The following is a 24,551-nucleotide window of genomic DNA, read 5'->3' on the forward strand; positions in this document are numbered from 1 at the left end:
GCGCGCCCTTCGTGGTGCGCCCGGCCACGTGTGCTCGGCCACGTGTGGTCGGCGCCCAGGGCGCTCAGCCCGTGAGATTGCGCACGAGCATCCAAACGGCGGCGGTCCCGAGCACGACGGCGTTGCCGCGCGCCCCCAGGCGGGCCCGGAAGCGGCGGCCGCGCAGCCCCGCGTACAGCCACCGCCCCACCATGTACGCGGCGGCCGGCACGCCCAGCGTCAGCAGGACGGCGTTGTCGTGGAAGGCCGCGACGAGGTCCCCGTGCATCAGGTCGTACGCCATCCGGGTCCCGCCGCAGGCCGGGCACAGCAGCCCGGTCGCCCAGCGGAACGGGCACGGCAGCAGGATGTGCCCGGGTTCGTGTGGATTGGTGTTCCACAGATAGGCCGCGCCGAGGGCGCAGGCGCCCAGGGCGATCGCGGCGCGGCGCAGCGTGGCGGTCCGGACGGCGGCGGGGGAGGCGGGAACGTTCACGGGGCGGTCACACGCTCAGCGACCTGGCGTAGTTGACCTGATTCATCACATACATGACCTGCTCGGGCGATTGCACCGGAACCATGGTGGAGTGATAGCGCCCGCCGCTGTTCACCGTCACCTGGACATGCCCGACCGTCGTGCGCTCCTTCATCAGCAGGAACAGCAGTCCCAGCAGGCAGAAGAGGAAGAAGACGATGGCCAGCACGACGGCGTGCGTGGGGATGCGTTCCTCGGTGCGCGACATGTCGGTGGCGGTCCAGACGGCGCCCTTGAGGGGCATCGGACCGGCCGGGGTCATGATCGTGTCACCCGACACGGCGATGTCGCCGAGGGACAGCATCATCGGGCCGCCCTGCGGGGCGCCAGCGGCTCCCGGCGGGAAGCCGCCCTGCGGCGCGCCGCCCGCGTGCGGATAGCCGTAGCCGGGCTCCCCCGGCTGCCCTCCCTGGCCGTACGGCCCGGCCTGGCCGTACGCGGGCCCCGGCTGCGCGTACGGGTGGGGACCGGCCTGCTCGTGGGGGCCGGAGCCGGGCTGTCCGTACGAGCCCGCGGCAGGCTGTTCGCGCGGCGGGTCCGGGTACTGGTTCGACATCGGTGCGGTTACCCCCGAGAGTGCGTGATGAGAACGGATACGGCCACCGTCCATCCTGCCAGCGCCGCCCGGCCCTCAGGAGCCCTCTCGCACCTTTCCGGCGGTGCCGCCTGTCCGGAACGCGCCGGGTCCGCGCACCGGCCCGTGTCCGGTCCGGGCGGCATGAAGGCATGTAGTCGGGTTACCGTTCGAGTGGCGTTGCGGGGTTTTTCCGTTTGACACGAGGGCGGGATGTACCGTCACACTCCGCAGCGTCAAGCGTCACCGCAGTGTCCCCCAGAGCTCCGGCCCGGGGGGTTACCCCCAGCGTCGACCGGAGAGAAGAGCGAAGTTGTCCCCGACCAGCGAGACCGCACAGGGCGGCGGCCGCCGACTCGTCATCGTCGAGTCGCCTGCCAAGGCGAAGACGATCAAGGGCTACCTCGGCCCCGGCTACGTGGTCGAGGCCAGCGTCGGGCACATCCGCGACCTCCCGAACGGCGCGGCGGAGGTCCCGGCGAAGTACAAGGGCGAGCCCTGGGCGCGTCTGGGGGTGAACGTCGACGCCGACTTCCAGCCGATCTACGTCGTCAACAGCGACAAGAAGGACCAGGTCAAAAAGCTCAAGGAGCTGCTGGCCGAGTCCGACGAACTCTTCCTCGCCACCGATGAGGACCGCGAGGGCGAGGCCATCGCCTGGCACCTCCAGGAGATCCTCAAGCCCAAGGTCCCGGTCCACCGGATGGTCTTCCACGAGATCACCAAGGACGCGATCCGCGCCGCCGTCGCCAACCCGCGCGAGCTGAACCAGAAGCTGGTCGACGCCCAGGAGACCCGCCGCATCCTCGACCGCCTCTACGGCTACGAGGTCTCGCCGGTCCTGTGGAAGAAGGTCATGCCGCGCCTGTCGGCCGGCCGTGTGCAGTCGGTGGCCACCCGCCTCGTCGTCGAGCGGGAGCGCGAGCGCATCGCCTTCCGCTCCGCCGAGTACTGGGACCTGACCGGCACCTTCTCCACCGGCCGCGCCGGCGACCCGAGCGACCCCGCGACCCTGACCGCGCGTCTGTCCACGGTCGACGGCCGCCGCGTCGCCCAGGGCCGCGACTTCGGCCCCAACGGGCAGCTCAAGAACAGCGACGTCCTGCACCTGGACGAGGCCAACGCCCGCGCGCTGGCCGCCGCCCTGGAGAACACCGACTTCGCGGTCCGCTCCGTCGAGTCCAAGCCGTACCGCCGCTCCCCGTACGCCCCGTTCCGTACGACCACGCTCCAGCAGGAGGCCAGCCGCAAGCTGGGCTTCGGCGCGAAGTCCACCATGCAGGTGGCGCAGAAGCTGTACGAGAACGGCTTCATCACCTACATGCGTACGGACTCCACGACGCTCTCGGACACCGCGATCTCCGCGGCCCGCGCGCAGGTGACGCAGCTGTACGGCGCCGCGTACCTGCCGGAGAAGCCGCGTTCGTACGCGGGCAAGGTCAAGAACGCGCAGGAGGCGCACGAGGCGATCCGGCCTTCGGGCGATCGTTTCCGCACCCCGGCGGAGACCGGACTGACCGGCGACCAGTTCAAGCTGTACGAGCTGATCTGGAAGCGCACCGTCGCCTCCCAGATGAAGGACGCGACCGGCAACTCCGTCACCGTCAAGATCGGCGGCCGGGCGGCCGACGGCCGGGACGCCGAGTTCAGCGCCTCCGGCAAGACCATCACCTTCCACGGCTTCATGAAGGCCTACGTGGAAGGCGCCGACGACCCGAACGCCGAGCTGGACGACCGCGAGCGGCGGCTGCCGCAGGTCGCCGAGGGCGACGCGCTGTCCGCGCAGGAGATCACCGCCGACGGCCACGCCACCAAGCCCCCGGCCCGCTACACCGAAGCCACGCTGGTCAAGGAGCTGGAAGAGCGCGAGATCGGCCGCCCCTCGACGTACGCGTCGATCATCGGCACGATCCTGGACCGCGGCTACGTCTTCAAGAAGGGCACGGCCCTGGTGCCGTCCTTCCTGTCCTTCGCCGTGGTCAACCTCCTGGAGAAGCACTTCGGGCGGCTCGTCGACTACGACTTCACCGCCAAGATGGAGGACGACCTCGACAGCATCGCCCGCGGCGAGGCCCAGTCCGTACCGTGGCTGCGCCGCTTCTACTTCGGCGAGGGCGAGGCGGCCGGCGCCGCCTCCGAGGCCGGCAACGGCGACGGCGACCACCTCGGCGGCCTGAAAGAGCTGGTCACCGACCTCGGCGCGATCGACGCCCGGGAGGTCTCCTCCTTCCCGGTCGGCGACGGCATCGTGCTGCGGGTGGGCCGCTACGGCCCGTACGTGGAGCGCGGCGAGAAGGACTCCGAGGGCCACCAGCGCGCCGACGTGCCGGAGGACCTGGCGCCCGACGAGCTGACCGTCCAGTACGCGGAGGAGCTGCTCGCCAAGCCCAGCGGCGACTTCGAGCTGGGCATGGACCCGGACAGCGGCAACCAGATCGTCGCCAAGGACGGCCGCTACGGCCCGTACGTCACCGAGATCCTGCCCGAGGGCACCCCGAAGACCGGCAAGAACGCGGTCAAGCCGCGCACCGCCTCGCTCTTCAAGTCGATGTCCCTGGACACCGTCACCCTCCAGGACGCGCTCAAGCTGATGTCGCTGCCGCGCGTCGTCGGCAAGGACCCCGAGGGCGTCGAGATCACGGCGCAGAACGGCCGCTACGGCCCGTACCTGAAGAAGGGCACGGACTCGCGCTCCCTGGAGAGCGAGGACCAGATCTTCAACATCACCCTGGAGCAGGCCCTCGCCATCTACGCGCAGCCCAAGCAGCGCGGCCGCGCCGCCGCCAAGCCGCCGCTCAAGGAGCTGGGCACCGACCCGGTCAGCGAGCGCCCGGTGGTCGTCAAGGACGGCCGCTTCGGCCCGTACGTCACCGACGGCGAGACCAACGCGACGCTGCGGCGGGACGACGACGTCGAGACGATCACGCCGGAGCGCGGGTACGAGCTGCTCGCCGAGAAGCGCGCGAAGGGCCCGGCGAAGAAGACCGCCAAGAAGGCCCCGGCCAAGAAGACGACGGCGAAGAAGACCGCCGCCAAGAAGGCCCCCGCGAAGAAGACGGCGGCCAAGAAGACCACGGCCGCGAAGAAGACCACGACGGCCAAGAAGACGACCGCGGCCAAGAAGACCACGGCGGCGGCCGCGAAGAAGGCGGCGGCCGAGAGCGTGGAGAGCTGAGCAGAGGAGCACGATGGCGTACCGCGTCACCTACACCGTTGAGGCGAAGGCGACCGCTGACGCCATGGCGCCGGAGCGGCGGGACATGTTCGAACGCGGGCTGGCCAAGCTCGCGCTCGACCCGTATCACAAGGCCACGGCGCACATCGGCACGCATGAGGACGACCGCAAGGCCCAGGTGGCGCCGGGACTCCTCATCGAGTACGTCGTCGCACACGGTCTGCTCGTCATCGTGGTGATCGAGATCTTCGACGACATCCTGCTGGAGGACTGACTTCCACCCGCCCGTGTGTTCGGGTGGAAGCTGGACCTGTCATATCCGGCCGATAGGCTGGCGGGATGACGCGTGCCGAGCTCCCAACGGTCGTGACCCCCACATCCGGCGCCCTCGCCGCGGATTCCCGCGAGCGCGCCGTGCGAGCTCTGCTCCGCTTCTCCCCACTGAAGCGGTTGTGGAGCGCGCAGTTCGTCGGGGCGATCGGCGATGCCCTTGCCCTGCTGGTGCTCGTACTGCTCTCGCTGCAAGCGGCGCTGTACGTACCCTTCGGCGGCCAGGCGGCCTTCGGCGGCGGTTACCGGGGCGCGGCCCTGGCCGTCGCCGCCGTCTTCGCGGCCCGGATGCTGGCGACGCTGCTCTTCGGGGCGGTGCTGCTGGGACCGCTGTCCGCGCTGACCGCGCCGTCCGGCCCGCTGGACCGCCGCTGGACCATGATCGGCGCGGACGGCGTACGGCTGGCGCTGCTGGTCGTGGCCCCGCTGTGGATCGACTGGACACCGGACAGCGCGCTGATCTGGCTGCTGGTGACGGTCTTCGTCGCCGGCGCGGCCGAGCGCCTGTGGACCGTCGCGCGGGAGAGCGCGGCGCCCGGACTGCTGCCCGCGCCCCCCGCCGAAGGCGCGTCGGTCCGTCCGCTGCCGGACAACCTGGACGCGCTGCGCCGCCTCTCGCTGCGCACGGCCTTCGTGTCGCTGCCGCTGGCCGCCGCCGGCCTGGTCGTCGTCGCGTTGATCGGCAAGCTGCTGGCCAACGGCATCGACTGGTTCGCCGACCACCAGGCCGCGCTCGCCTCGTATGTGGCTTCCGGCCTCTTCGCCGCGTCCGTATCGATCCTGTACTTCCTGGAACTTCCCGGTACGCAGACGCCGCGCCCGCGCTCCCCCCTGGAGGGGCTGCGCCGCCCCAAGACCGGCACGGGAGTCGACCGGGGCCGCACGAACGCCGTACCGCTGCTGGTCCTGGCCTGCGCCGCGGTGGCCGGCGCGATCGCCGCCGCCGTCTCGGTCGCGGTCCTGCACGCCGGTGACCTCGGAGGCGGCCCGGTCGCCTTCGGGCTGCTGGTGCTGGGCCTGAGCGCGGGACCCGTCGCCGGCATCCGCGGCGCGCGCAAGGTGCTGCCCGCACTGTCCCGGCGCCGCCTGCTAGCCCTCGCCGTCGCCGTCACGGGCCTGGCCCTGCTGGCCGCCGGGCTGGTCCCGGACACCACGACGGTCGTGCTGCTGATGCTGCTGGCCGGGGTGGCGGCGGGCGTCGCGGCCAACACCGGTCACACGCTCCTGGACCAGGAGACCGAAGAGCCCCGCTCGGCCCGTACGACCGAGCACCTGCACGCGGTCGTCCGGCTGGTCGTCGCGCTGGCCGTCATCGTCGCGCCGCTGCTGGCCGGCGCCATCGGCCCGCACCACCTGGCGGGCGACAAGAACGTGTTCTCGCACGGCGGCGCGGCCTTCACCCTGATGCTGGTCGGCGCGCTGCTGCTGCCGGTCGCCGCGTGGGTGCTCGGCAAGGTCGACGACCGGCAGGGCGTCCCCCTCGGGCGCGACCTGCGCGAAGCCCTGCGCGGCGGTGACCCGGACCAGGCGCCGGCCCCCACCGGCTTCTTCATCGCCCTGGAGGGCGGCGACGGCGCGGGCAAGTCGACGCAGGTCCAGGCGCTGGCGGAGTGGATCCGCGGCAAGGGCCACGAGGTCGTGGTGACCCGCGAGCCGGGCGCCACCGCCATCGGCAAGCGGCTGCGCTCGATCATCCTCGACGTGTCCACCTCGGGCCTGTCGGACCGCGCCGAGGCGCTGATGTTCGCCGCCGACCGCGCCGAGCACGTCAACAGCGTGATCCGCCCCGCCCTGGAGCGCGGCGCCGTCGTCATCACCGACCGGTACATCGACTCGTCCGTCGCCTACCAGGGCGCCGGCCGCGACCTCGCCCCCACCGAGATCGCCCGCATCTCCCGCTGGGCGACCGACGGGCTCGTACCGCACCTGACCGTCCTCCTGGACGTCTCCCCGGAGACCGCCCGCGAGCGCTTCACCGAGGCCCCGGACCGGATGGAGTCCGAGCCCGCCGAGTTCCACCAGCGGGTACGGTCCGGCTTCCTGACGCTGGCCGCCGCCGACCCGGCGCGCTACCTGGTCGTGGACGCGGGCCAGGAGCCGGAGGCCGTCACCACCGTCGTACGCCACCGGCTCGACCAGGTACTGCCGATGTCCGAGGCCGAGGTCAAGGCCCAGGAGGAGGCCCGCAAGGCCGCCGAGGAGGAGGCCCGGCGCAAGGCCGAGGAAGAGGCCGCGCGCAAGGCCGAGGAGGAGCGCAAGGAGCGCGAGCGGCAGGAACAGCTCGCCAAGCTGCGCGCCGAGGAGGAAGAGCGCAAGCGCCGCGAGATCGAAGAGGCCAAGGCCCGCGAAGAGGCCCGCCAGGCGGAGGAAGCGCGGCAGCGCGCCGAGGAGGCCCGTAAGGCCGCCGAGGAGGAGCGCAAGCGGCGCGAGGCCGAGGAGCGCGCGCGGCAGGCCGAGCAGGAACGGCTGCGCAAGCAGGCGGAGGAGGAGGCCCGGCTCCGCAAGGAGGCCGAGGAACGCCGGCTGGAGAAGCAGCGCAAGGCCGAGGAGGCACTGCTGCGGGCCGAGCAGGCGCGTCTGGCCGCCGCGGCCGAGGCGGAAGCCAAGGCCAAGGCCGAAGCCGAGGCGGCGTCCAGGGCCGAGGAAGAAGCCGCGCGCAAGGCCGAGGAAGAGGCGGCGCGGGCGGCGGAGGCCGCGGAGGCGCCCACGACCGAGACGCCGATGGCCGGGCTGGAGCGGCACGGCCGTACGGACTCGGCCGCGTCCCGTACGGAGCCGGCCTGGTCCTCGGACGCCGAGGAGACCGCCGTGCTGCCGCAGCACCGGGACGCGCCGGGCGCCGCCGACGAGACGGCCGTACTGCCGCCCGTACGGCCCGAGCCCGGCCGGGGATGGCAGGAGCGGGAGCAGGCGCGCCGCGACGACGACCCGGCGGACCGCGTGCCGCCGTGGATGTTCCGCAAGGACGAGGACACCCGCCGCACGGAGACGCGCGGCGAGTCCGGCGTCGAGCGCACCCGCGAACTGCCGCAGATCGACCCGGCCACCGGACAGCCCGCCGACCCCGCGCCGCGTGGCCGCTCCCGCCCGGAGTGGGCGGAGGAGACCCCGCTCGACGACCTGCCGACGCTGGCCGACGAACTGCTCGGGCCGCGGGAGGACGACGAGCGGCGGGGCAGGGGGCGCGGGCGCCGGGGGTGAGGCCGGTGCGCCGGTGAAACGACCGGTGTCACGGCGGGCGTGGTGAACGAGAGGGGCCCCGGCAGCAGCGGCACAACGCGGCGGCCGGGGCCCCGGCCCGTTGCCGGGGCGGCCGCGCTGTCAGTGGCAGGCCCCACAATGGAACGAACGCGGGGCGCGGCGCGACGGCGCGGGGAAACGGGCGTCGCGGGTGGCGGTACGGCACGGGCAGGACGGACAGGAACGGCGGGCAGCGACATGGCTGTGTGGGACGACGTGGTCGGGCAGGAACGCCTGACGGAGCAGCTTGCCGCTGCCGCACGCGACGCGGACGCGCTGGTCACCGCCGAGGGCGCGGCCGTGTCCGGCGCGGACCCGATAGCGCAGTCCGGCGCCTCCAAGATGACGCACGCCTGGCTGTTCACCGGCCCGCCCGGCTCCGGCAGGGACACCGCCGCGCGCGCCTTCGCCGCCGCCCTCCAGTGCGTCAGCCCGGACCGCGCGCTCGGCGGCGCCCCCGGCTGCGGCTTCTGCGACGGCTGCCACACGAGCCTGGTGGGCACCCACGCCGACGTGGAGATCGTCCGTACGGACCTGCTCTCGATCGGCGTGAAGGAGACCCGCGACCTGGTCCGCCGCTCCTCCATGTCCCCGTCCGGCGGCCGCTGGCAGGTCATCGTCCTGGAAGACGCCGACCGCCTCACCGAAGGCGCGGGCAACGTCCTCCTCAAGGCCGTCGAGGAGCCCGCTCCGCGTACGGTCTGGCTGCTGTGCGCCCCCTCCATCGAGGACGTGCTGCCCACCATCCGTTCCCGCTGCCGGCACGTGACCCTGCGCACCCCGCCGGTCGCCGCCGTCGCCGACGTCCTGGTCCGCAGGGACGGCATCGACCCGGACGCCGCGGCCGCCGCCGCCCGGGCCACCCAGGGGCACATCGGCCGCGCCCGCCGCCTGGCCACCGACGAACGGGCCCGCGCCCGCCGCGCCGCCGTCCTCAAACTGCCCCTGCGCGTCGACGACATCGGCGGCTGCCTCAAAGGCGCCCAGGAGCTGATCGACGCCGCGACGGAGGACGCCAAGCAGGTGGCCGAGGACGTCGACGCCAAGGAGACGGAAGAGCTGCGCGCCGCGCTCGGCGCCGCGGCGGGCACGGGCGGCCGGATGCCGCGCGGCACGGCCGGCGCCATGAAAGAGCTCCAGGACAAGCAGAAGCGCCGCTCCACCCGCACCCAGCGCGACAGCCTCGACCTGGCCCTGACCGACCTCACCGGCTTCTACCGCGACGTCCTGGCCGTCCAACTGGGCGCCACGGTCCCCCTCGCCAACGACGAGGTCCGCGACAGCGTCCAGCGCATCGCCTCCTCCTCCACCCCGGAGCGCACGCTGCGCCGCATAGAAGCCGTCATCGCCTGCCGCCAGGCCCTCGACCGCAACGTGGCACCGCTCCTGGCGGTAGAAGCCATGACAGCAGCCCTCCGAAAGGGCTGACCGACGCGGCTGACCGGCAAAGGCTGACCCCGGCCAGGCTGAGCGGCGAAGGCCGGCCAGCGAAGGCTGACCGGCTCCTCCCCCCTCACCCGTACGAGCGCACGGGTCTCCACGCACCGTCCCGACCCCGATACGCTCCGTCCCACCACTGCCGCCCGCTGCCCACCACTGCCGCCCGCCGCTGCCTGCCGCCGCCTGCTGCCGACTCAGGGACCGAGGGACCGCCCATGGCCACCAGCCGTGCCACCAGCCGTGCCACTAGCCGCCTGCTCCGCACCGCCGGCACCGCCCTGACGGCCGCCGCCCTGCTCGTCTCCGGCTGCTCGTCGGGCAGCCCGTCCTCCGGCGCGTCCACCGGACAGCCGACGAACAGCCGTACGGACCCGGGCGGCGCCGGCCGGGACGCGGCGACCGCCACCCTCAAACCCCTCCCGGCCACCGTCCCCGCCAACCTCCGCCCGTACTACAACCAGCGGCTGACCTGGGGCGAGTGCGACATCGTCGGCTTCGAGTGCACGACGATGAGGGCGCCCCTCGACTACGACGCCCCGAGCGCCGCCACCGACCTGAAGCTGGCCGTCTCCCGCAAGAAAGCCACCGGGCCCGGCAGCCGCATCGGCTCCCTCCTCGTCAACCCGGGCGGCCCCGGCGCCTCGGCGATCGGCTACCTCCAGCAGTACGCGCCCCAGCCCGACGCGGTCCGCGCGCGCTACGACATGGTGGCCGTCGACCCGCGCGGCGTCGCCCGCAGCGCACCGGTCACCTGCCTGTCCAACGCCCAGATGGACGACTACACCCGTATCGACCAGACCCCCGACTCGGACGCCGAGGTCGACCGCCTCACCAGCGCCCTCCGCAGCTTCGCCCAAGGCTGCCGCACCCGCACCGGGGCCCGCCTCGGCCACGTGTCGACCGCCGAGTCGGCCCGCGACATGGACGTCCTGCGCGCCGCCCTCGGCGACGAGAAGCTCACCTACGTCGGCGCCTCCTACGGCACCTTCCTCGGCGCGACCTACGCCGGCCTCTTCCCCTCCCGCGTCGGCCGCCTCGTCCTCGACGGCGCCACGGACCCCTCGCTGCCCGCCCGCACGATGAACCGCGACCAGACCGCCGGCTTCAACACCGCCTTCACCGCGTTCGCCGAGGACTGCGCCAAGAAGCGCGACTGCCCCCTCGGCACCTCCGGCCCCGAAGAAGCGGGCCGCCGCCTCTCCGCCCTCTTCAAGAAACTCGACGCCCACCCCGCGCCGACCGGCAGCCCCCGCCCCCTCACCGAGTCCCTCGCCACCAGCGGTGTGACGGCCGCCATGTACGACGAGGGCGCCTGGCCCGTCCTGCGCGAATACCTGGCCCAGGCCCAGAAGGGCGACGGCCGCGGCCTCCTCGGCCTCTCCGACGCCTACTACGAGCGCGACCCGGACGGCACCTACGCCAACCAGATGTTCGCCAACCCCGCCGTGAACTGCCTCGACCTCCCCGGCTCCTTCGCCGACCCCGACGAGGTACGCGCCGCCCTGCCCGCTTTCCGCAAGGCGTCCCCCGTCTTCGGCGAGAGCTTCGCCTGGGCCGCCCTCAACTGCGCCTACTGGCCGGTCAAGCCCACCGGCACCCCGCACCGCATCACCGCCGACGGCGCCGCCCCGATCCTCGTCGTCGGCACCACCCGCGACCCCGCCACCCCGTACCCCTGGGCCCGCTCCCTCGCCTCCCAGCTCTCCTCCGCCACCCTCCTCACCTACGAGGGCGACGGCCACACCGCCTACGGCCGCGGCAGCGACTGCATCGACACCGCCATCAACACCTACCTCCTGGAAGGCACACCCCCACCCACCGGCAAGCGCTGCACCTGACCCCCGCAAACCCGGTTCGGACCACCCCCAACCGATGTGTAGACTAGGCTCCGCACCACGCCGCCTTAGCTCAGTCGGCCAGAGCGACGCACTCGTAATGCGTAGGTCAAGGGTTCGATTCCCTTAGGCGGCTCAGACGAAGCCCAGGTCACACCCAGTGTGACCTGGGCTTTTGCGTTCAGCGGATGGGACGACGGCGCTGCGCGCGGACCGCACAGGTGTCGGCGGTCTCACTTTGGGTCTCAGTGGGGCCCGGATTTGTGGCTGGCGGCGGCACGAAGAACTCGCCCATGCGCCGCATGGCGTCCTTCGACAGGTGAGACCGGCCCTTGACGTACCGCCGGGTCTGGCTGATCTGCGTGTTCCGCAGAATTTCCATGATGGTGGGCATGTCGACGCCCAACTCATTCAGGATCGTCCCGGCAGTGTGGCGGCTCCCGTCGTACAGACGGCGGTCATCGATCCCGGCCTCTTTAAGCAGCTCCTTGAACTCCTCGTAGTCGGCGCGCGGGTCCAGCGGCCGGCCGTCCAGCCGCGAGAACACTACGTCGTGCTCCTGCCACAGCTCCCCGGCAGCTTCCCGTTCCGCCGCCTGTCGATCCTGGAGGTCGTAGAGGAAAGGAACGAAGACGGGCGCAATCGGCACAGCGTTCCGGCTCTTCTTGGTCTTGGGCCGGGTGAAGGTGAGCCCCCCCTTCCTTGCGCTCCGGGCAGGCGCTCGCGTGCTTGGTGCACGTCTTGCTACACGGTTTCGGGCAGCCGCGCTTGTAGCTCTTGTGCGTGGTGCAGGCCGGCGGGCACGGCTCGAAGCGGTGCAGTCGTGCTCCACAGGCGTGCGGGTCGTCGCAGCGGTGCCGCCATGTGAGGCGCTGCAACTGCCACGCGGGGTGCAATAGCTCCGCTTCCAAGTCGACGTACGCACAGCGCAGTCCGAGCGTCTCGCCCTGTCGGAATCCCATGCCAACACCGACGATCCACCGCATGAGGGTGGGGCGCTTCGCCGCGGCTTCGAGGAAGGCTTTGGCTTCCTCCTTGGTGAAGGGGTTGGCCTCGGTCTCGTCGATGCTCGGTGGGTCGACGAGTGTGGCGACGTTCTCTCCGACGATGCGGCGGCGGTGAGCAATTTTCAGGGCGCGGGACAGGATGCGGTGGACCTTCACGACGTGCGAGGGGGCGTGACCGGCGTCGAGCATGGCCCGGTACATCCGTTCCAGGTGTTCGGGCTGCAACTTGTCGATGCGGTGCCTGCCGACGCCGGGGCTGATGTCGTTTCGAGTCTTCGACCAGTAGTCATCGAGCGAGCGCGGCTTGAGCGTCAGGCTCGCGGTGTCGGTTAGGTAGGTCTCCATCCATGCCGCGACGGTCGGCTTACGGCCGGCGGCGGGCGCGCATCCCTGGTCCCGCTGGCGCTCCAACTCCTTAACCTTGCGCTTGATCTCGGGCTCAGTTCGTGCCCGGCGGTGGCGACGGCCAGAGCCAGCGTCGGGCTTCTCACGCATCGTTTCGCTGGCGGAGATCGAGGCGCAAGACTTCAAAATCAATATTCGCAGGTACGTGGATTCCGCCCCGTCTGCTGAACCCTTGCTGGACATAGGAGCGGCGCTGACGGGTGGCGTCCCATGGAGGGAAATCGGGCCGGAGATGGAGCGGTTCGGCGCCTTCGGTATCAATGTTGGCGATCTCTTCGTTCCCGCACGCCGGGGTTACTGGGACTTCCGCGCGGAGGGGGACGAGGCGACAGCAGCCCGGATCCCTGAACTTGCCGGCGCTCAGGAGCAACGGTTCATGTCGAGCTGCCGCGCCTGGTGGCAGAAGCAGAGCGACCTGTTCACACAGTTGGCAGGAACCAACGACTTGTTCATGCCCTCGACGCGCTCTCGCCTCCGGGCATCGCTCTGCGAGGAGCTGCTGCCCTTGCTGATCCTGGACCGAGATCAATTGGCAGGTGTTTTGTCTGCTTGGTGGGCGGATCACCGAGATGACCTCAGAACACTGGGCCACAGAGGCTTTGTCGGCGTGGTCGACGCATGGGACACTTCCCGCCCGAACCGCTCGGGGGCGTGGCCGCCAACCCTCCCCTCTGACCTGGGTCGCAGCCGAGTTCTCGACTCTTTGGGGGGTGACCTGTGCTCACGGGTCCGGCAGCTTTTGGTCGCGGAACGGCAGCGCCTGATCGACGCCTTTCGGTCGTGGGGTGAGCGGTATGCGACCTCGCTGGCAGACATCGGGCGCCAGTATGAGGCTGCAGAGTCCCGGCTCAGGGCGCGTATGGCGGACCTCGGCTACGACTGGCCCCTGTGAACGATCGCTGTAGCGACGCGCACACCACCGTGGTCGGGAAGCCGGGGGCCCCGGGGTTCTTGCATGAAAGGGTAAGCCCAGTCTCATCGCGAGGGCCACTGACGCAGACGACGGACAGGATTAACTACCCGTCAGCTGCAGCACGTTGGCAGTGCGATCGCCTTGAGGAGTTCATGGGACAGACTTGGACTTGCGCCCACGCGGACGTCTAGGCCGCACAATGTAAGAAGGTCTTCCGGTCCGACGTCAGAATCGTCGCCGGGGCGGGCGAGGCTACTGGTGACCGTCACGGTTGCATCGAGAGCGTATTTGTGGCTGTACAGCCGGCTGATGCGAGGGGCTTGCTCGATTAACAGGCGACAGCTCGGAGGGCGGAACGATGTGCACCCGGGGGATGGCGTAGTCGAACTAGGCCTGGTGGACCTCAAGGCCGCGGGCTTCGGCGAGGGTGACGGAGCTGGTGATCACGCGAATGTCCTCAGCCTCGGCTGCGTCAGCCACTGCGTGAACTCAGGGGGCGGCGTACGAGTTTGGGCAGCCCTTCACAGTCCAGGACGAGTGTCCCACTCACCCGGCAACCGTCGAGTTGGCCGCCTCGCCGCGCAGGGCCGCTCGCTTGACCTCGACGGCTGCCTGGTCAGCTCGCACAGGCGGTCGCGCTCCAGTTGACGCTGGATGAGGGCTTCGACGTAGGCAGACATACCTTGCTTGCCAGTGGAACCGGCCAGTATCCGACCATGTCGTTACCCGCGCGGACCGGATCTGCCCGGTCGCCGGTTGCGCTACTTGTACAGATAAGGGCGTCGGACTGGTACGAGTGGGCGGCCCGTCACTGGAGTCGTGGGCGTCGCGGGGGAGCGGTGACGGCCATATCAGCTCCCAGACTTCAGCTTCCGCGGGATAACCGTTACGTTACCGCCTCTGCCATTGATCCAATTTTCCAGATCATCGCCACCGATTTCGCGTACCCCTTCTTGCCCGAGGTATTCAACCGGCCCGAATAGTGATCCGGAGAATCCGCGTAGGATCGTCCTATCGTCGACCTTGACCTGAAACGAATTCTCCTGCACTACCGCATCCGTCAGGTCCGCCCCACAAAGGTTCACCTCCAGAAAAGATGCCCCCATCAGTCGCGCGCCGCGGAAGCTTGCCCCCGAGGCGTTCACGCCGTAAAGTGAAGCTTTTACGAAATCCGCCGCGTCGAGGATTGTGCCCTGCAGGACCGCGTCGTCGAGGGTAGCGCGCACCAGTGAGGCGCTGGTCAAATCTGCCCCTGATAGATCGGCTCCCTGCAGGTCGGCCCGATAAAAATCCGTCCTGGCGAGATTTACGTTGGCAAGCTTCGCGTCGGTGAACCACGACTCATTAAACTCACCCCCTGAAAGATCCGCGCCACTGAAGTCGAGACCCACCGCATCAATTCCTTGCCGATCAGCCGCAAGCAGCCAGTCCTGTAGGCGTTTCGCTGCGACAGGGTCAGCAGGGAACGCGTGCGGCGCCCAGTCGTCACGGATACCAGATGACATCATCTTCCCAGTCATTCTTTTGGACGATGGACTTGATGTCGTCAATCGCCGCTTGGTTTGCGTTCCGGACGTCAAGGATAACGATACGTTCCTTGTCGACGATCTGCTCGGAAAGTTTCTTGACCCACCTTCCATTGTTTGATGGGTCGTACGCTCCTCTGAAGGGCTGCGTCTTGTCGCGAACGTTGTTGAACGGCGGCCAGTCGGAGTGGACACCCTTGATGTCGTAGTACCGTCCTGTACTCGGCGAGTAGAACTCGCCGCGATCAGCTTCCGTGGGGCGCTGGATGTCGTCAGGAACCCGCGCCTGCTCCCGAAGGTCCAAACCTACTCTGGCTTCATCCTTCGACGGCTCAGAGATCCCCCCGTTCTTATCAGGGTCACGCTGCAAGTGGTCGAAGTCCTCAAGACTGCGCTGCTCCACCTTGTCGAGGTGGCTCCAGTGGTCAGCCCGCTCTTGTGCTGTCAGTTCCGGGAGTGGTTCGTTCGCACGCCTAGGACCGTTACCCAAGGGTGGATGTGCTGCCTCGTTTACTCGAACTTGGTCGGCCCCGGCATCCCCAGGAGTCGGCTCGTCCGGCCCTCTAGGCGAGTCGCCCCTGGCGTCTGAGCCAAACGCTGCCTCATGCCCTGAGCCACCGCTCTGCTCAAGCGGGCTGCCCGAAGTACCGTCAGCTGGCCTGTGTCCGTGGTCGCCGCTGCCTCCCGCGTTTGTTTCGGCGGTGTGGCGGGCGCCGTTCGGCGAGTTGTCCAGTCCGCCGGCATCCTGAGTGTGGAGGGTGCTCCCGTCACCGCCCGGGGAGTGGCTGCTGGTGGGCATGTTGGCGGCCCTGCCGCCTGGCGCGTTACCGTCGCCGGCGCGCCACGTGGAGGAGGTGTCCCCTGGCCCGGTGCCGCCGTGGCTCGCCTTGTCACCAGTGCGCACCGGATCGGAAACATCCGACCCACCCCGCACAGCGTCATCCCCCCGCCCACCGACACCGGCCAGAACCGGCTGGTCCTGGTGAGCCGGGGTTTCGAACCGCGGGTTGTCCGCGTCGGCGGTGGGTGTGGCGGGCTTGCCCTGAGGGGCGTTCTTGGCGTCCTGGAGGAGGTTGCCGTTCTTGCCGTAGAGGTTGCCGGCGTCGTCCGTGAAGTTTCCGGTGAACGGGTCCTTCACCGTATTCGGAGGGAGGGTGACCGTGTCTTTGGGCTCGGCGAAGCTTTCGTTCCGCCGCCTTCTGCTGTTCTCGCGCATAGCGTGGCTCGGCCTGTGCGGTCTTGTCCGGAAGAGGATGGCAAAGGGGCTTCCGGGAGTCACCGTCCAGCGGAGGATCCGGAGCCTTTCTGCCTGAGCGGAAGGAATACTCCTCAAGAACTAATTTCTTAGCCCAGAGAAAGCCCGCGAACGCGCGTCGTGCTTGGTGCAATGGCCGCACCGGGACACCTTTCGGGCTGCGGCACAGGGCAGCCGCGGATGTGCCGCAAGTGGGGGCAAGCAACGGAAAGGATCTCGCGCCGTTCGACGTCGGCCTGCTGCCGTTGCTGTTCTTCCTCTGCACGCCGTTCGGCCTCAGCGGCCTCCCTGGCACGCTGTTGTTCCCGCTCCTGTGGGCTCAGGTGATTACGGCACGGTTCCCGGGCGACGTCCCACTGACAGGGCAGGCTATTTTTCTTGGGCTGGCCGCACACGCGTGGATCGTCGAGATGCACAGCCTGGCCGAACCGCCAGGGCTCCTGGTAGGGAGCGGCACAGTGGGTGCACCGGGGCATGTGGTCGACGGCGACAGGAACGGCTTCGCAGAGGAAGCCATCCACCTCAACCATGAAGGCCGGCCGGGTGCACGCGCAGCTGGTGGCGTCCGTGCAGGATTGGTTGGTGGTCACGGTGTGTTAATGAGTAATCGTCCGAGCGTGGTTCACGGGGCCCTCCTTGTCACCCGCATGGGGTACTGCGGGATCGCCTGAGCTTCACAATTCGAAGGGCTCGTGACGGGACGGTCCAGCTGCGGGGCGCCGGGGTGCAGGCGTTCGCCCACCGCGAGGTCGATTGCGGTCCGGTGTACCTCGGCCGGCGCGGGCACCCATCAGCGCAGTGCGGCGGCGAGTGCAGGGAGGCAGTCTCCCGCATTGAGGTTCATCTATTTCGTAAGTGACATGCGTACTGCGTCTACCAGCGATGCGGCCCGTACGTCGTCGGGGTCGCTGATGACGTGGTTCATCACGTAGCCGAAGGCGATGCCGTGTTCCGGGTCGGCGAAGCCGAGTGAGCCACCTCGCCCGGTGTAGCCGAATAGTTCGACCCGGTCAGGGGGTTGTCCCCGGTGGGCAGCATGAACCCGGAACTGAACCGGCTCGGCGCCATCAACACCTGGTCCATTCCGTTGGACTGCTCCCTAGTCGCCGATGCGAGGGTTTCCGGGCCGAGCAGGCGTACGCCAGCAATCTCGCCGATCAGTGCCGCATACATGCGTGCCAGTCCGCTCGTGGTCCCGATGCCATTGGACGCAGGGAGCTCCGCGGCTTGTACCTCGGGGGAGTTGAAGCCGATCGCAGCTGGATCAGTGACCGTGTAGGCCCTGTTACTCAAGGAGTTTGGAACGCTCCAGGCGGTGACCTGTTCGCGGAGCCCTTCCGGGATCGAGTCTGGGGGCACAGTGGTGAGACCGACATCCGGCTTCCGGTGAACCAGGCGGCTGACTCGGTCGCGTTCGCTCGTCGGCAGTCCGATGAAAAGGTCCAGACCCAGGGGGCCTGCGATCTCGTCGGTGAAGAAGCGGCCCGGCGTACGGCCGGACACCCGGTAGATCACCTGGCCGACCAACCAACCCCATGTCCGGCCGTGATACCCATGCGCAGTGCCCGGAACCCACATCGGGCGCTGATCAGCCAGCGCAGCCGCCATCGGATGCCAGGCCAGCGCGTCAGCTAGGGGAACTGGCTGGTCGAGAGTGACCAAGCCAGCTCGGTGTGACAGCAACCAGCGCACCGGCATGTCCGCCTTGCCGTTCGCGGCGAACTCCGGCCAGTACTTGGCCACAGGAACGTCCATGTCCAGCTCGCCGCGCTGGACCAGCATGTGCGCGGCGGTCGCGGTCGCCCCTTAGGTCGCTGAGTAAACGAGCTGCAGGGTGTTCTGTGCCCACGGACGACCAATGGTGGGTCGGCGACTCCACCCCACAGGTCCACCACCGGCTGGCCGTCTCGGTATCCGCACACTGCCGCGCCGATGTCCTCCTGCCGGGCGGAGTTCTCCTTCGTGGACGAATGGGTCACGGCCGAACTTGGCCTCGGAGCCGGCAGGCGGAAGGCTGTTTTTGAAGACCCAGGACCCGCCGTTGCCCTCCGCCGGGATCGGCAGGTCGACGTCGTCGGTCTTGGCGATTGGTCTCATGGCTTCCGCCGCGTTGTCCGTGCGGACGTAGTGGCGGGGGCATGCGCGCTCACTTGCCCTCCTACAGCTGAATCTCCACATAGCCGAGCTTGGCACCAGCACAGGAGGAGCGCGCGATTTCAAAAACGAGCATTTCGGCGGTCTACCCGGCATAGCCTTTCGTCACAGTAGATCGGTCAGGTCGGGCCCGAGCCCGTCGATGATGTCGGGAGCCTTGAGCCCATGACCTTCGGCAACCCCGAAATAGGTCGGCTCGCCGGGCTCGGCCGCGACTCCCAGCAAGTCGTCCAAGCTGTGCAACGCTGACGCTAGGCGAGGGGCATTGCGTGCATGCAGGGCAGGATGCGGAATTCCTCGAAAGTCGCACAGGGCCCATACATCGTGATAGACCGACAGTTCCGCCGAGGGGCCGATGACATCGGGAGATACGCTGAGTTCAACCAGGCCGTGTTCACGCTTACGGTTTCCGTCAGCGTCGATCCAGACACCCGAACCGACCACCGAGATCTCCGACATCTCTGCTGACGGGTAGCCGACCGGTTGGCATGCCCTCACCTGTTCGACGACCTCGGCGTCATCCAGGGAGCGCCCCACGATGTCGAGACGGCTGTGGATTCCGAGCCCGCCCTTGCCCACCTCAAACCAGCTCCACTCCAAGGAGGCAGGTTCCAGCAACTCGTTAGCTTGCAGGACGGCAGACATGCGTGCGGCCGTCTCAAGAGCTGCTTCCAGACCTGGCGCGGTTACGTCCTCAAGATCCCAGAACCATGAACCGCATTCGCGCGGTGCACGCATCAAAGTCGGCATGTAACTTCCTTACGGTGTGATCGCGTTGGTCGGGAATACAGTGAGAGAACCGTCTTTGAAGCGTAGCTCAAAGGAAGCATTGGTCCGGTCCGCGGCCCTCTGAACTGCATGCAAGGCGCGTTCTGTCAGTTCTCCCTTGACGTCGTCGATATCGAGAATCGCGGCCTTCACCTTAACGCCCGGCCCTGCCAATTGTGACTTCGCGATCTTCGTCACTGCCGACTTGATTCCGTTGGCGCTCTCCAGGTCCTTGAGCTGGGCGCCGTACTCGATGCCATTCTCGGACCTGACCAGAACGTCAAGATCAAGATTCTGTTCGGGCAGCTTCAACTCGAAGCCAATGTCTCCCACGTTCTTGGCCTGCAGTTCAGCCGCGTGCTCCAGTGCCTGATGAACAGCCGGCATCATGTCTTTCTGCTTCACCTGAGAGAGCAGGTCCTTATAGCCTGGGCAGCCGGAGAAACGCCCGCTGGCGATGTATTCGGCGACGGCTGCTCCGTAGCCTGACTTCCGGAGTTGGGTCAACATGCGTTCTCGGTCCACTGGAAGCACCTTCGACTCGACCAGAGCTTCCGTGACCGTTTGCTCCTGCTCAGGTGCCATCTTGTTCAAAGGCTGTTGAGCAACGCTATCGCCTTCCAGATGTACGGGAGGCTGCTTGTCAGGGGTGTTTGGGCCGTGCCCCTCATGAACGTCACCGCCCGAGCCGCCACTCCCGGAGCCGGCGTCGGACGAAGCCGACCCGTCATGGCCGCCATATGGGCCGTTCCCGTGACTGTCTTGGCTTGGGAGGCCCTGGGCATCCCCGGAGCTGTGACCTCCACCTGAAGACGTCGTGTCCGAGGTACGGGTCCCACGCGAGGAGGAGCTGTTGTCCAGGTTGTTCGTGGGCGTGTGGTCGCCCGCGTTGCCGCTCCGGGCATTATGGTCACCGGCGCGTGCCGTGGGGGTGCTGTCGGCCGTTCTGGTGTTGCCGTGACCTGTATCGTCGCTGGTGCGCACCGGGTCCGAGACGTCCGACCCACCCCGCACAGCGTCATCCCCCCGCCCACCGACACCGGCCAGAACCGGCTGCTCCTGGTGAGCCGGGGTTTCGAACCGCGGGTTGTCCGCGTCGGCGGTGGGTGTGGCGGGCTTGCCCTGAGGGGCGTTCTTGGCGTCTTGGAGGAGGTTGCCGTTTTTGCCGTAGAGGTTGCCGGCGTCGTCCGTGAAGTTTCCGGTGAACGGGTCCTTCACCGTATTCGGAGGGAGGGTGACCGTGTCTTCCGGCAGCTTGATTCTGCCGTCGGGGAGGCTGGTCGCCCCTTCTGGGAGGGGGGCGTCCTTGGGGAGTTGGATCGTGCCGTCCGACAGCTTGGTGGCGCCTTCGGGCAGGCTGTAGGCGCCGTCGGAGATCTTCGGGATCTCGACGTGGCCGAGGCCCTTGAGATGGGTCATCACATCGCCGACCTTGGACAGGCCCGCACCTGCGCCCTTGATGACGTAGGTCATCGGATCGACGGCGCTGCCCACCTTGCCGGCGATGGACAGGCCCCTGGCCACTGCCCCGGCTTTGCCCGCGCCCTGCACGGCCGAACCGGCACCGCGGGTGAGGACGACAGACAGGATGTTGAAGGTGACCGCGCCGGCGGCACGGGAGCCGTTCGATTCCCATTGGTCCCAGGCCAGCATGGCCTTGCCGGTTTCGACCACGGCCCTACGCGAGTCCCGCAGCCAGGAGGGGAGTTTGTCCTCCGAGGTCGTCCAGTAGATGGTGCTCACCAGGGGCACCATCCCGATGACGACTCCGGTGGTGAGCTTGGCCAGTCCTGTCCACGCCTCCTTGGCGGCATCCCAGCCGTGTCCGCCGAACAGGGTGTACAGGCCCTCGATGGTGCCCCCCACACCGTCGACGATGAAGCCCTTGCCGAAGTCGTAGGCGTGCTCCCATATCTGCCACCAGGGCACGGACTCCTCGACCGCGTCACCCCAGGGCAGGTGCTTGGACTGCTTGAGGGCTTCGGCGTCGTAGCCGTAGCCGTTCTTGTGAGAAGCGTCGATCGCGTGGAGCGCGTTGCCGCCGACCAGGGCGACGATCTTGGCGTGGCAGTCGCGTTCCGCTCGCTGGAAGGCGGCCCAGACCTCGGCGATCTTGTTGCGGCGGTTGAGGTTCTCCTCGATCAGGTCGCCGTCTTCGTTCCAGTCCTCGTCGGCAGCTTCCTTGTCGCGGAAGGCGGCGGCTTCCTGTTTGAGCTGCTCGAACTGCTTGACCAGCGGAGTGATCTCGTGGGCGTAGGTGCTCAGCGCTTTGCTGATGACCTGCATGTCGCCGCTGATGTCGTGTGCTTTGTCCGCCACCGGTTTGGTGACGCCGAACAACTGCTCCGCTTCGGGCGCCTTGTAGTAGGCGGCCAGTCCACCGAAGGACTTGTGGATGTCCGAGCCGATGGTCTGGATCTTGGAGCCGCCGCTGGACAGTTCCTTCGCCTTGGTTTCGAGAAGGTCCAGATCGCCGGTGAAGACCGGTACCTCAGCCGGATCGACCGGCGCATCGCTCACTGCTTCTTCCCCCCGAAGTCCTTGAGAGCATCCACCCGCACGGCTCTAGCCGCGTTCTGCGCGTTCTTGGCCGCTTCCAGGTCGCCCTGGACGTACTCATTGGTGGCTTTGGCCGCGCCCAGGACGGCGGCCTGGCAGCGATCGGCCATCGCCTTGAAATCCGTCTTGCGCTTCGTTGCGTACTCGGACAGTGCTGCGGCGACCGGACCTGTGGATATCCGTGACGACCACTTCGGAGCCTCCTGCGGCAGCACTGGCCCGAGCGGACGTGTGGCGGCTTGCGATCCCGGCACGGCCGTGCCTGCCGCGCCAGCCGCCTCCTGCATGTCCGTGAGCAGTGTGGTGAGGGCTTTCCCGAGATCTTCGGCGTGCGTGCCGACGACCTTCAATTGCCCCTGCACGCCCTGTGGCTGGATGTCCCACGAAGCCATGAACGCCCCCTGTGTGCCTCTCTGTCGTCGCATCCCGTCACGGCTGTGGGACGCCGGTCCCCCACCGGCCGGCCCCCGTCGGCGCACCGTGAAGGGTGACTTCTCCTGCCGGTGCGTGAGGGCTGACTCAGCCGATGTTGTCGACCGCGGACTTCGCGCGCGCCAGCGTCTGGTGCGCGGTCGCATCGTTCTTCTCCAGCGTCGTCTTCAGCAGCTGGATGATGTTCTTGACTTCCTGAGACGCGCGGTTCCAGCGCATTTCCTTGCCGTGGTACTCCTCGGCGACGCCATCCGCCGTGAAGTCCGCCATCGCCGCCTTTACCTGTGCATCGCGCTCCGCGATCACCTGTTCCAGACGTCCGATCACCGCCTGGACATTGCCCTGCGCCTCCGTCGAGGCTCCCGTGTCGTACGAGCGCCGGTCCATGCCAGCAGCCATCACAATCACTCCCCGTCGAAATATGAGTAGGTATGCCGGACGGCGGCTGTCAGCGGCCCGAGAAGCGGGCCGCGTCGAAGTTCGCGGCCGACATCTGTGACCGCGCATTGTCGGCCTGTTCCTGGACGCCGGAGCTGAATGCCGATTCCATGCCCGACTGGCCGCCCACAATCGCGGCCAGCGCGCTGTTCAGGGCCGCCGTGATCTCGTCCGCGCGCGACTTGAAGGAGTCGAATGCCGCCTTGCCCGAACCGTTGAACTTGCCCTCCAACGGCTGTGCTGCCTGTACGAGCTGGTGAATCAACGTCCCCAGTTCCGAGCTCGACCCCTGCGACTTCGACCTCAGGGTCGAGAGCGTCTGCGCTCCCATATCGAACTTCATTGTGTGCTCCCCCACCAGACGTGACGATCACAGGTATGGCCATGCCTATCAACTGCGGATCGTTGCTGCAATCCGCTTTCCTCATGCTATGACGAAGGTGTGACAACGCGCCCGGATTCGTCGTGCGCCGCCGCACCGGCACGCCGTGTTCGGTGGGGAGACCTGCGGTCGGCCCACCCCGGCTCGGGTGCTCTCACGTGCCTTTCAGGTGGCGCATCAGGCGTTCGAAGTCCTGCCAGCCCGACAGGTCCAACGGGTCGCCCGGCAGCGGGTAGTACATCGCGGGGCGCGTCTTCGGGCCGAGCGGGACGGGCGGCTGGGGCAGCGGGGTTTTCCGGGCGCGGTCGCCGGGCATCTGGCGGACCTCCTCCGCGCCGAGCACGAAAGCCAGGGGAACACCGGGCCCCTCGAAGCGGGGCGGCACCGCCAGGTCCCGGCGGGCTTTGCGCACCTGGACGAGCATCGACAGCAGGCTGTGGCGGGTGGCGAGCATCTCCGCGGCCCCGGGCAGCGCGTCCACCGGCAGTTCCTCGTCGCTTCCGTAGCCGAACGCAAGCGTGACGTGCTCCTCCACACCCGCCTTCGTACGGCTGACGCGCACCGTGGCAAGGCCCGGCCGGCCCGGGCTGCCGACCACCACGAACCAGGTCGGCTCGGGTGCCCTTTCGTAGGCGATGTCGGTCATCTGGCGCGGTGACCAGGGAAGGTTGGCGGGCTCGGCGGTTCCCCACCCGGCCGGAGGCTTGCCGGTCAGTTCACGCCATATCGACTCCAGCGCGCCGCCGAGGACCAGACGCTCGTCTGCGGGGTGGGCCGTGCGGAACGTCACGGCAAGCTGACGCTCCCCGGTATCCGTGACCTCCTGGTAGGAGGCGGCCACCGGGGTGCCCGGGTCGTCGGCGGTCGGTGCGGGCCCCGCTACCGGTGTGAACATGCCGTCCTGCCAGCGCAGTACGGCTCCGGACTGCCCGTCGTAGTAGCCGTCCCGCTCGTCGCGCACGACCCAGCGGCAGGGCCAGTTGCTCAGGCCATGGAGTACGGCCGGGGAGAGCGTGGTCCCGGCCGGGGAGACGATTTGAAGTCCCAGCCCGGCGTCGCCGGCAGTCCGGAAGGCGTCCTGGAGCCAGGCTGTCATGGCCACCACCGGGCGGTCCTGGATAACGACGGCGACCTTGTCGGTGAGAACGTCGACCGTGGGCTGCGCGGCGGGTGCGGGCACGACGCCCACGTCGTCGGTCTGCACCACGGCCAGGGACTGCGCGGCTTCGGGCGGCCAGGCGGAGCCATCGGCCAGTGTGGCCAGCCGGGCGGCGAAGGTGCCCGCGAGGTGCTCGGCGTGTTCGACGCCGGTGGTGGCGCGGGCTTCCGTCCACCAGTACGGAACCGGCGGCGGGGTGGCCCCCAGCAGCCGCTCGGCCTCACCGGCGACCTGCACGAGCAACGGTGCCTCGACGGAGACCAGCGGTCGGCCTTCCGCGTCGCACAGCCGCATAAGGGCGCCCTCGCCCGCGGTGTCCACCAGCTTGTCGGGGCCTCCGGAGAGCAGGCCGGCGAGCATGGCCGACGGGTTGGGCATGCGTTGGGTGAGGGCGATGACGTCCTTGGTCATGTGGTCGTCCGGTCCTTCGTCATTCGTGGCACGG

General features: G+C 68.8%; 17 protein-coding genes, 1 tRNA gene and 2 pseudogenes. 8 read left to right on the forward strand and 12 right to left on the reverse strand.

All coding sequences use genetic code 11. The features are described 5' to 3' along the window. Positions 1–64: 64 nt before the first annotated feature. Both ACH4OW_RS22920 and ACH4OW_RS22925 read right to left on the reverse strand, forming a co-directional pair. Positions 65–475, reverse strand: coding sequence for a DUF2752 domain-containing protein (locus ACH4OW_RS22920; RefSeq protein WP_398029822.1), 411 nt, complete (start codon positions 473–475; stop codon positions 65–67). Between the two features lie 7 nt (positions 476–482). Next, entirely contained in the window at positions 483–1,070 is a 588-nt protein-coding gene (locus ACH4OW_RS22925; protein WP_398029823.1) for a hypothetical protein, read from the reverse strand. A 331-nt stretch (positions 1,071–1,401) separates the two neighbouring features. Here ACH4OW_RS22925 and topA point away from each other — a divergent pair, with 331 nt between their 5' ends. The 6 genes from topA to ACH4OW_RS22955 all read left to right on the forward strand — a co-directional run bounded on the left by topA (position 1,402) and on the right by ACH4OW_RS22955 (position 11,244). Continuing rightward, on the forward strand, positions 1,402–4,263 hold the full coding sequence (topA, locus tag ACH4OW_RS22930) for a type I DNA topoisomerase (RefSeq protein WP_360130733.1): 2,862 nt from the start codon (positions 1,402–1,404) through the stop codon (positions 4,261–4,263). Positions 4,264–4,276: 13 nt separating this feature from the next. Next, positions 4,277–4,537, forward strand: coding sequence for a hypothetical protein (locus tag ACH4OW_RS22935; protein WP_360130731.1), 261 nt, complete (start codon positions 4,277–4,279; stop codon positions 4,535–4,537). Between the two features lie 65 nt (positions 4,538–4,602). Further along, a complete protein-coding gene (gene tmk, locus ACH4OW_RS22940; protein WP_398029824.1) occupies positions 4,603–7,794 on the forward strand; it encodes a dTMP kinase in 3,192 nt (1,063 codons plus the stop codon). Between the two features lie 237 nt (positions 7,795–8,031). Continuing rightward, positions 8,032–9,261 (forward strand): DNA polymerase III subunit delta', encoded by a 1,230-nt coding sequence (locus ACH4OW_RS22945; protein ID WP_398029825.1) that lies wholly within the window; start codon positions 8,032–8,034, stop codon positions 9,259–9,261. A gap of 227 nt (positions 9,262–9,488) precedes the next feature. Continuing rightward, positions 9,489–11,111: an alpha/beta hydrolase gene (locus ACH4OW_RS22950; protein WP_398029826.1), complete on the forward strand. Its 1,623-nt coding sequence runs from the start codon at positions 9,489–9,491 to the stop codon at positions 11,109–11,111. 59 nt (positions 11,112–11,170) lie between these two features. Beyond that, a tRNA-Thr gene (locus ACH4OW_RS22955) sits at positions 11,171–11,244 on the forward strand. Between the two features lie 45 nt (positions 11,245–11,289). Here the strand turns inward: ACH4OW_RS22955 and ACH4OW_RS22960 are convergent. After that, positions 11,290–12,610 (reverse strand): annotated as a pseudogene (locus ACH4OW_RS22960) (tyrosine-type recombinase/integrase). Between ACH4OW_RS22960 and ACH4OW_RS22965 the strand changes: the two are divergent. Then, the gene (locus tag ACH4OW_RS22965) at positions 12,543–13,412 is read left to right on the forward strand and encodes a hypothetical protein (RefSeq protein WP_398029934.1); all 870 of its coding nucleotides are present in this window, start codon (positions 12,543–12,545) and stop codon (positions 13,410–13,412) included. The pseudogene ACH4OW_RS22960 and the gene ACH4OW_RS22965 overlap by 68 nt on opposite strands. 872 nt (positions 13,413–14,284) lie before the next feature. Here the strand turns inward: ACH4OW_RS22965 and ACH4OW_RS22970 are convergent. Further along, positions 14,285–14,953 (reverse strand): pentapeptide repeat-containing protein, encoded by a 669-nt coding sequence (locus ACH4OW_RS22970; protein WP_398029827.1) that lies wholly within the window; start codon positions 14,951–14,953, stop codon positions 14,285–14,287. Continuing rightward, a complete protein-coding gene (locus ACH4OW_RS22975) occupies positions 14,919–16,175 on the reverse strand; it encodes a hypothetical protein (RefSeq protein WP_398029828.1) in 1,257 nt (418 codons plus the stop codon). The genes ACH4OW_RS22970 and ACH4OW_RS22975 overlap by 35 nt, the downstream gene beginning before the upstream one ends. 230 nt (positions 16,176–16,405) lie before the next feature. Between ACH4OW_RS22975 and ACH4OW_RS22980 the strand changes: the two genes are divergently transcribed. Then, entirely contained in the window at positions 16,406–16,885 is a 480-nt protein-coding gene (locus tag ACH4OW_RS22980) for a hypothetical protein (protein WP_398029829.1), read from the forward strand. Positions 16,886–17,058: 173 nt separating this feature from the next. Here ACH4OW_RS22980 and ACH4OW_RS22985 read toward each other — a convergent pair. From ACH4OW_RS22985 to ACH4OW_RS23015, 7 genes and pseudogenes are all read right to left on the reverse strand, one after another. After that, a pseudogene (locus ACH4OW_RS22985) lies at positions 17,059–18,193 on the reverse strand (serine hydrolase domain-containing protein). Between the two features lie 280 nt (positions 18,194–18,473). Continuing rightward, entirely contained in the window at positions 18,474–19,118 is a 645-nt protein-coding gene (locus ACH4OW_RS22990) for a hypothetical protein (protein WP_398029830.1), read from the reverse strand. A gap of 9 nt (positions 19,119–19,127) precedes the next feature. Then, entirely contained in the window at positions 19,128–21,656 is a 2,529-nt protein-coding gene (locus ACH4OW_RS22995) for a hypothetical protein (protein ID WP_398029831.1), read from the reverse strand. Further along, positions 21,653–22,087 (reverse strand): DUF6507 family protein, encoded by a 435-nt coding sequence (locus tag ACH4OW_RS23000; RefSeq protein WP_398029832.1) that lies wholly within the window; start codon positions 22,085–22,087, stop codon positions 21,653–21,655. The genes ACH4OW_RS22995 and ACH4OW_RS23000 overlap by 4 nt, the downstream gene beginning before the upstream one ends. Before the next feature lie 127 nt (positions 22,088–22,214). Beyond that, positions 22,215–22,526 (reverse strand): pore-forming ESAT-6 family protein, encoded by a 312-nt coding sequence (locus ACH4OW_RS23005; protein ID WP_398029833.1) that lies wholly within the window; start codon positions 22,524–22,526, stop codon positions 22,215–22,217. Between the two features lie 49 nt (positions 22,527–22,575). Continuing rightward, a complete protein-coding gene (locus tag ACH4OW_RS23010; RefSeq protein WP_398029834.1) occupies positions 22,576–22,908 on the reverse strand; it encodes a hypothetical protein in 333 nt (110 codons plus the stop codon). 193 nt (positions 22,909–23,101) lie between these two features. Then, entirely contained in the window at positions 23,102–24,517 is a 1,416-nt protein-coding gene (locus tag ACH4OW_RS23015) for a DUF6177 family protein (RefSeq protein WP_398029835.1), read from the reverse strand. Between the last annotated feature and the right edge of the window lie 34 nt (positions 24,518–24,551).

The organism is Streptomyces sp. NPDC017056 (assembly GCF_044332485.1).
Lineage (GTDB): Bacteria > Actinomycetota > Actinomycetes > Streptomycetales > Streptomycetaceae > Streptomyces.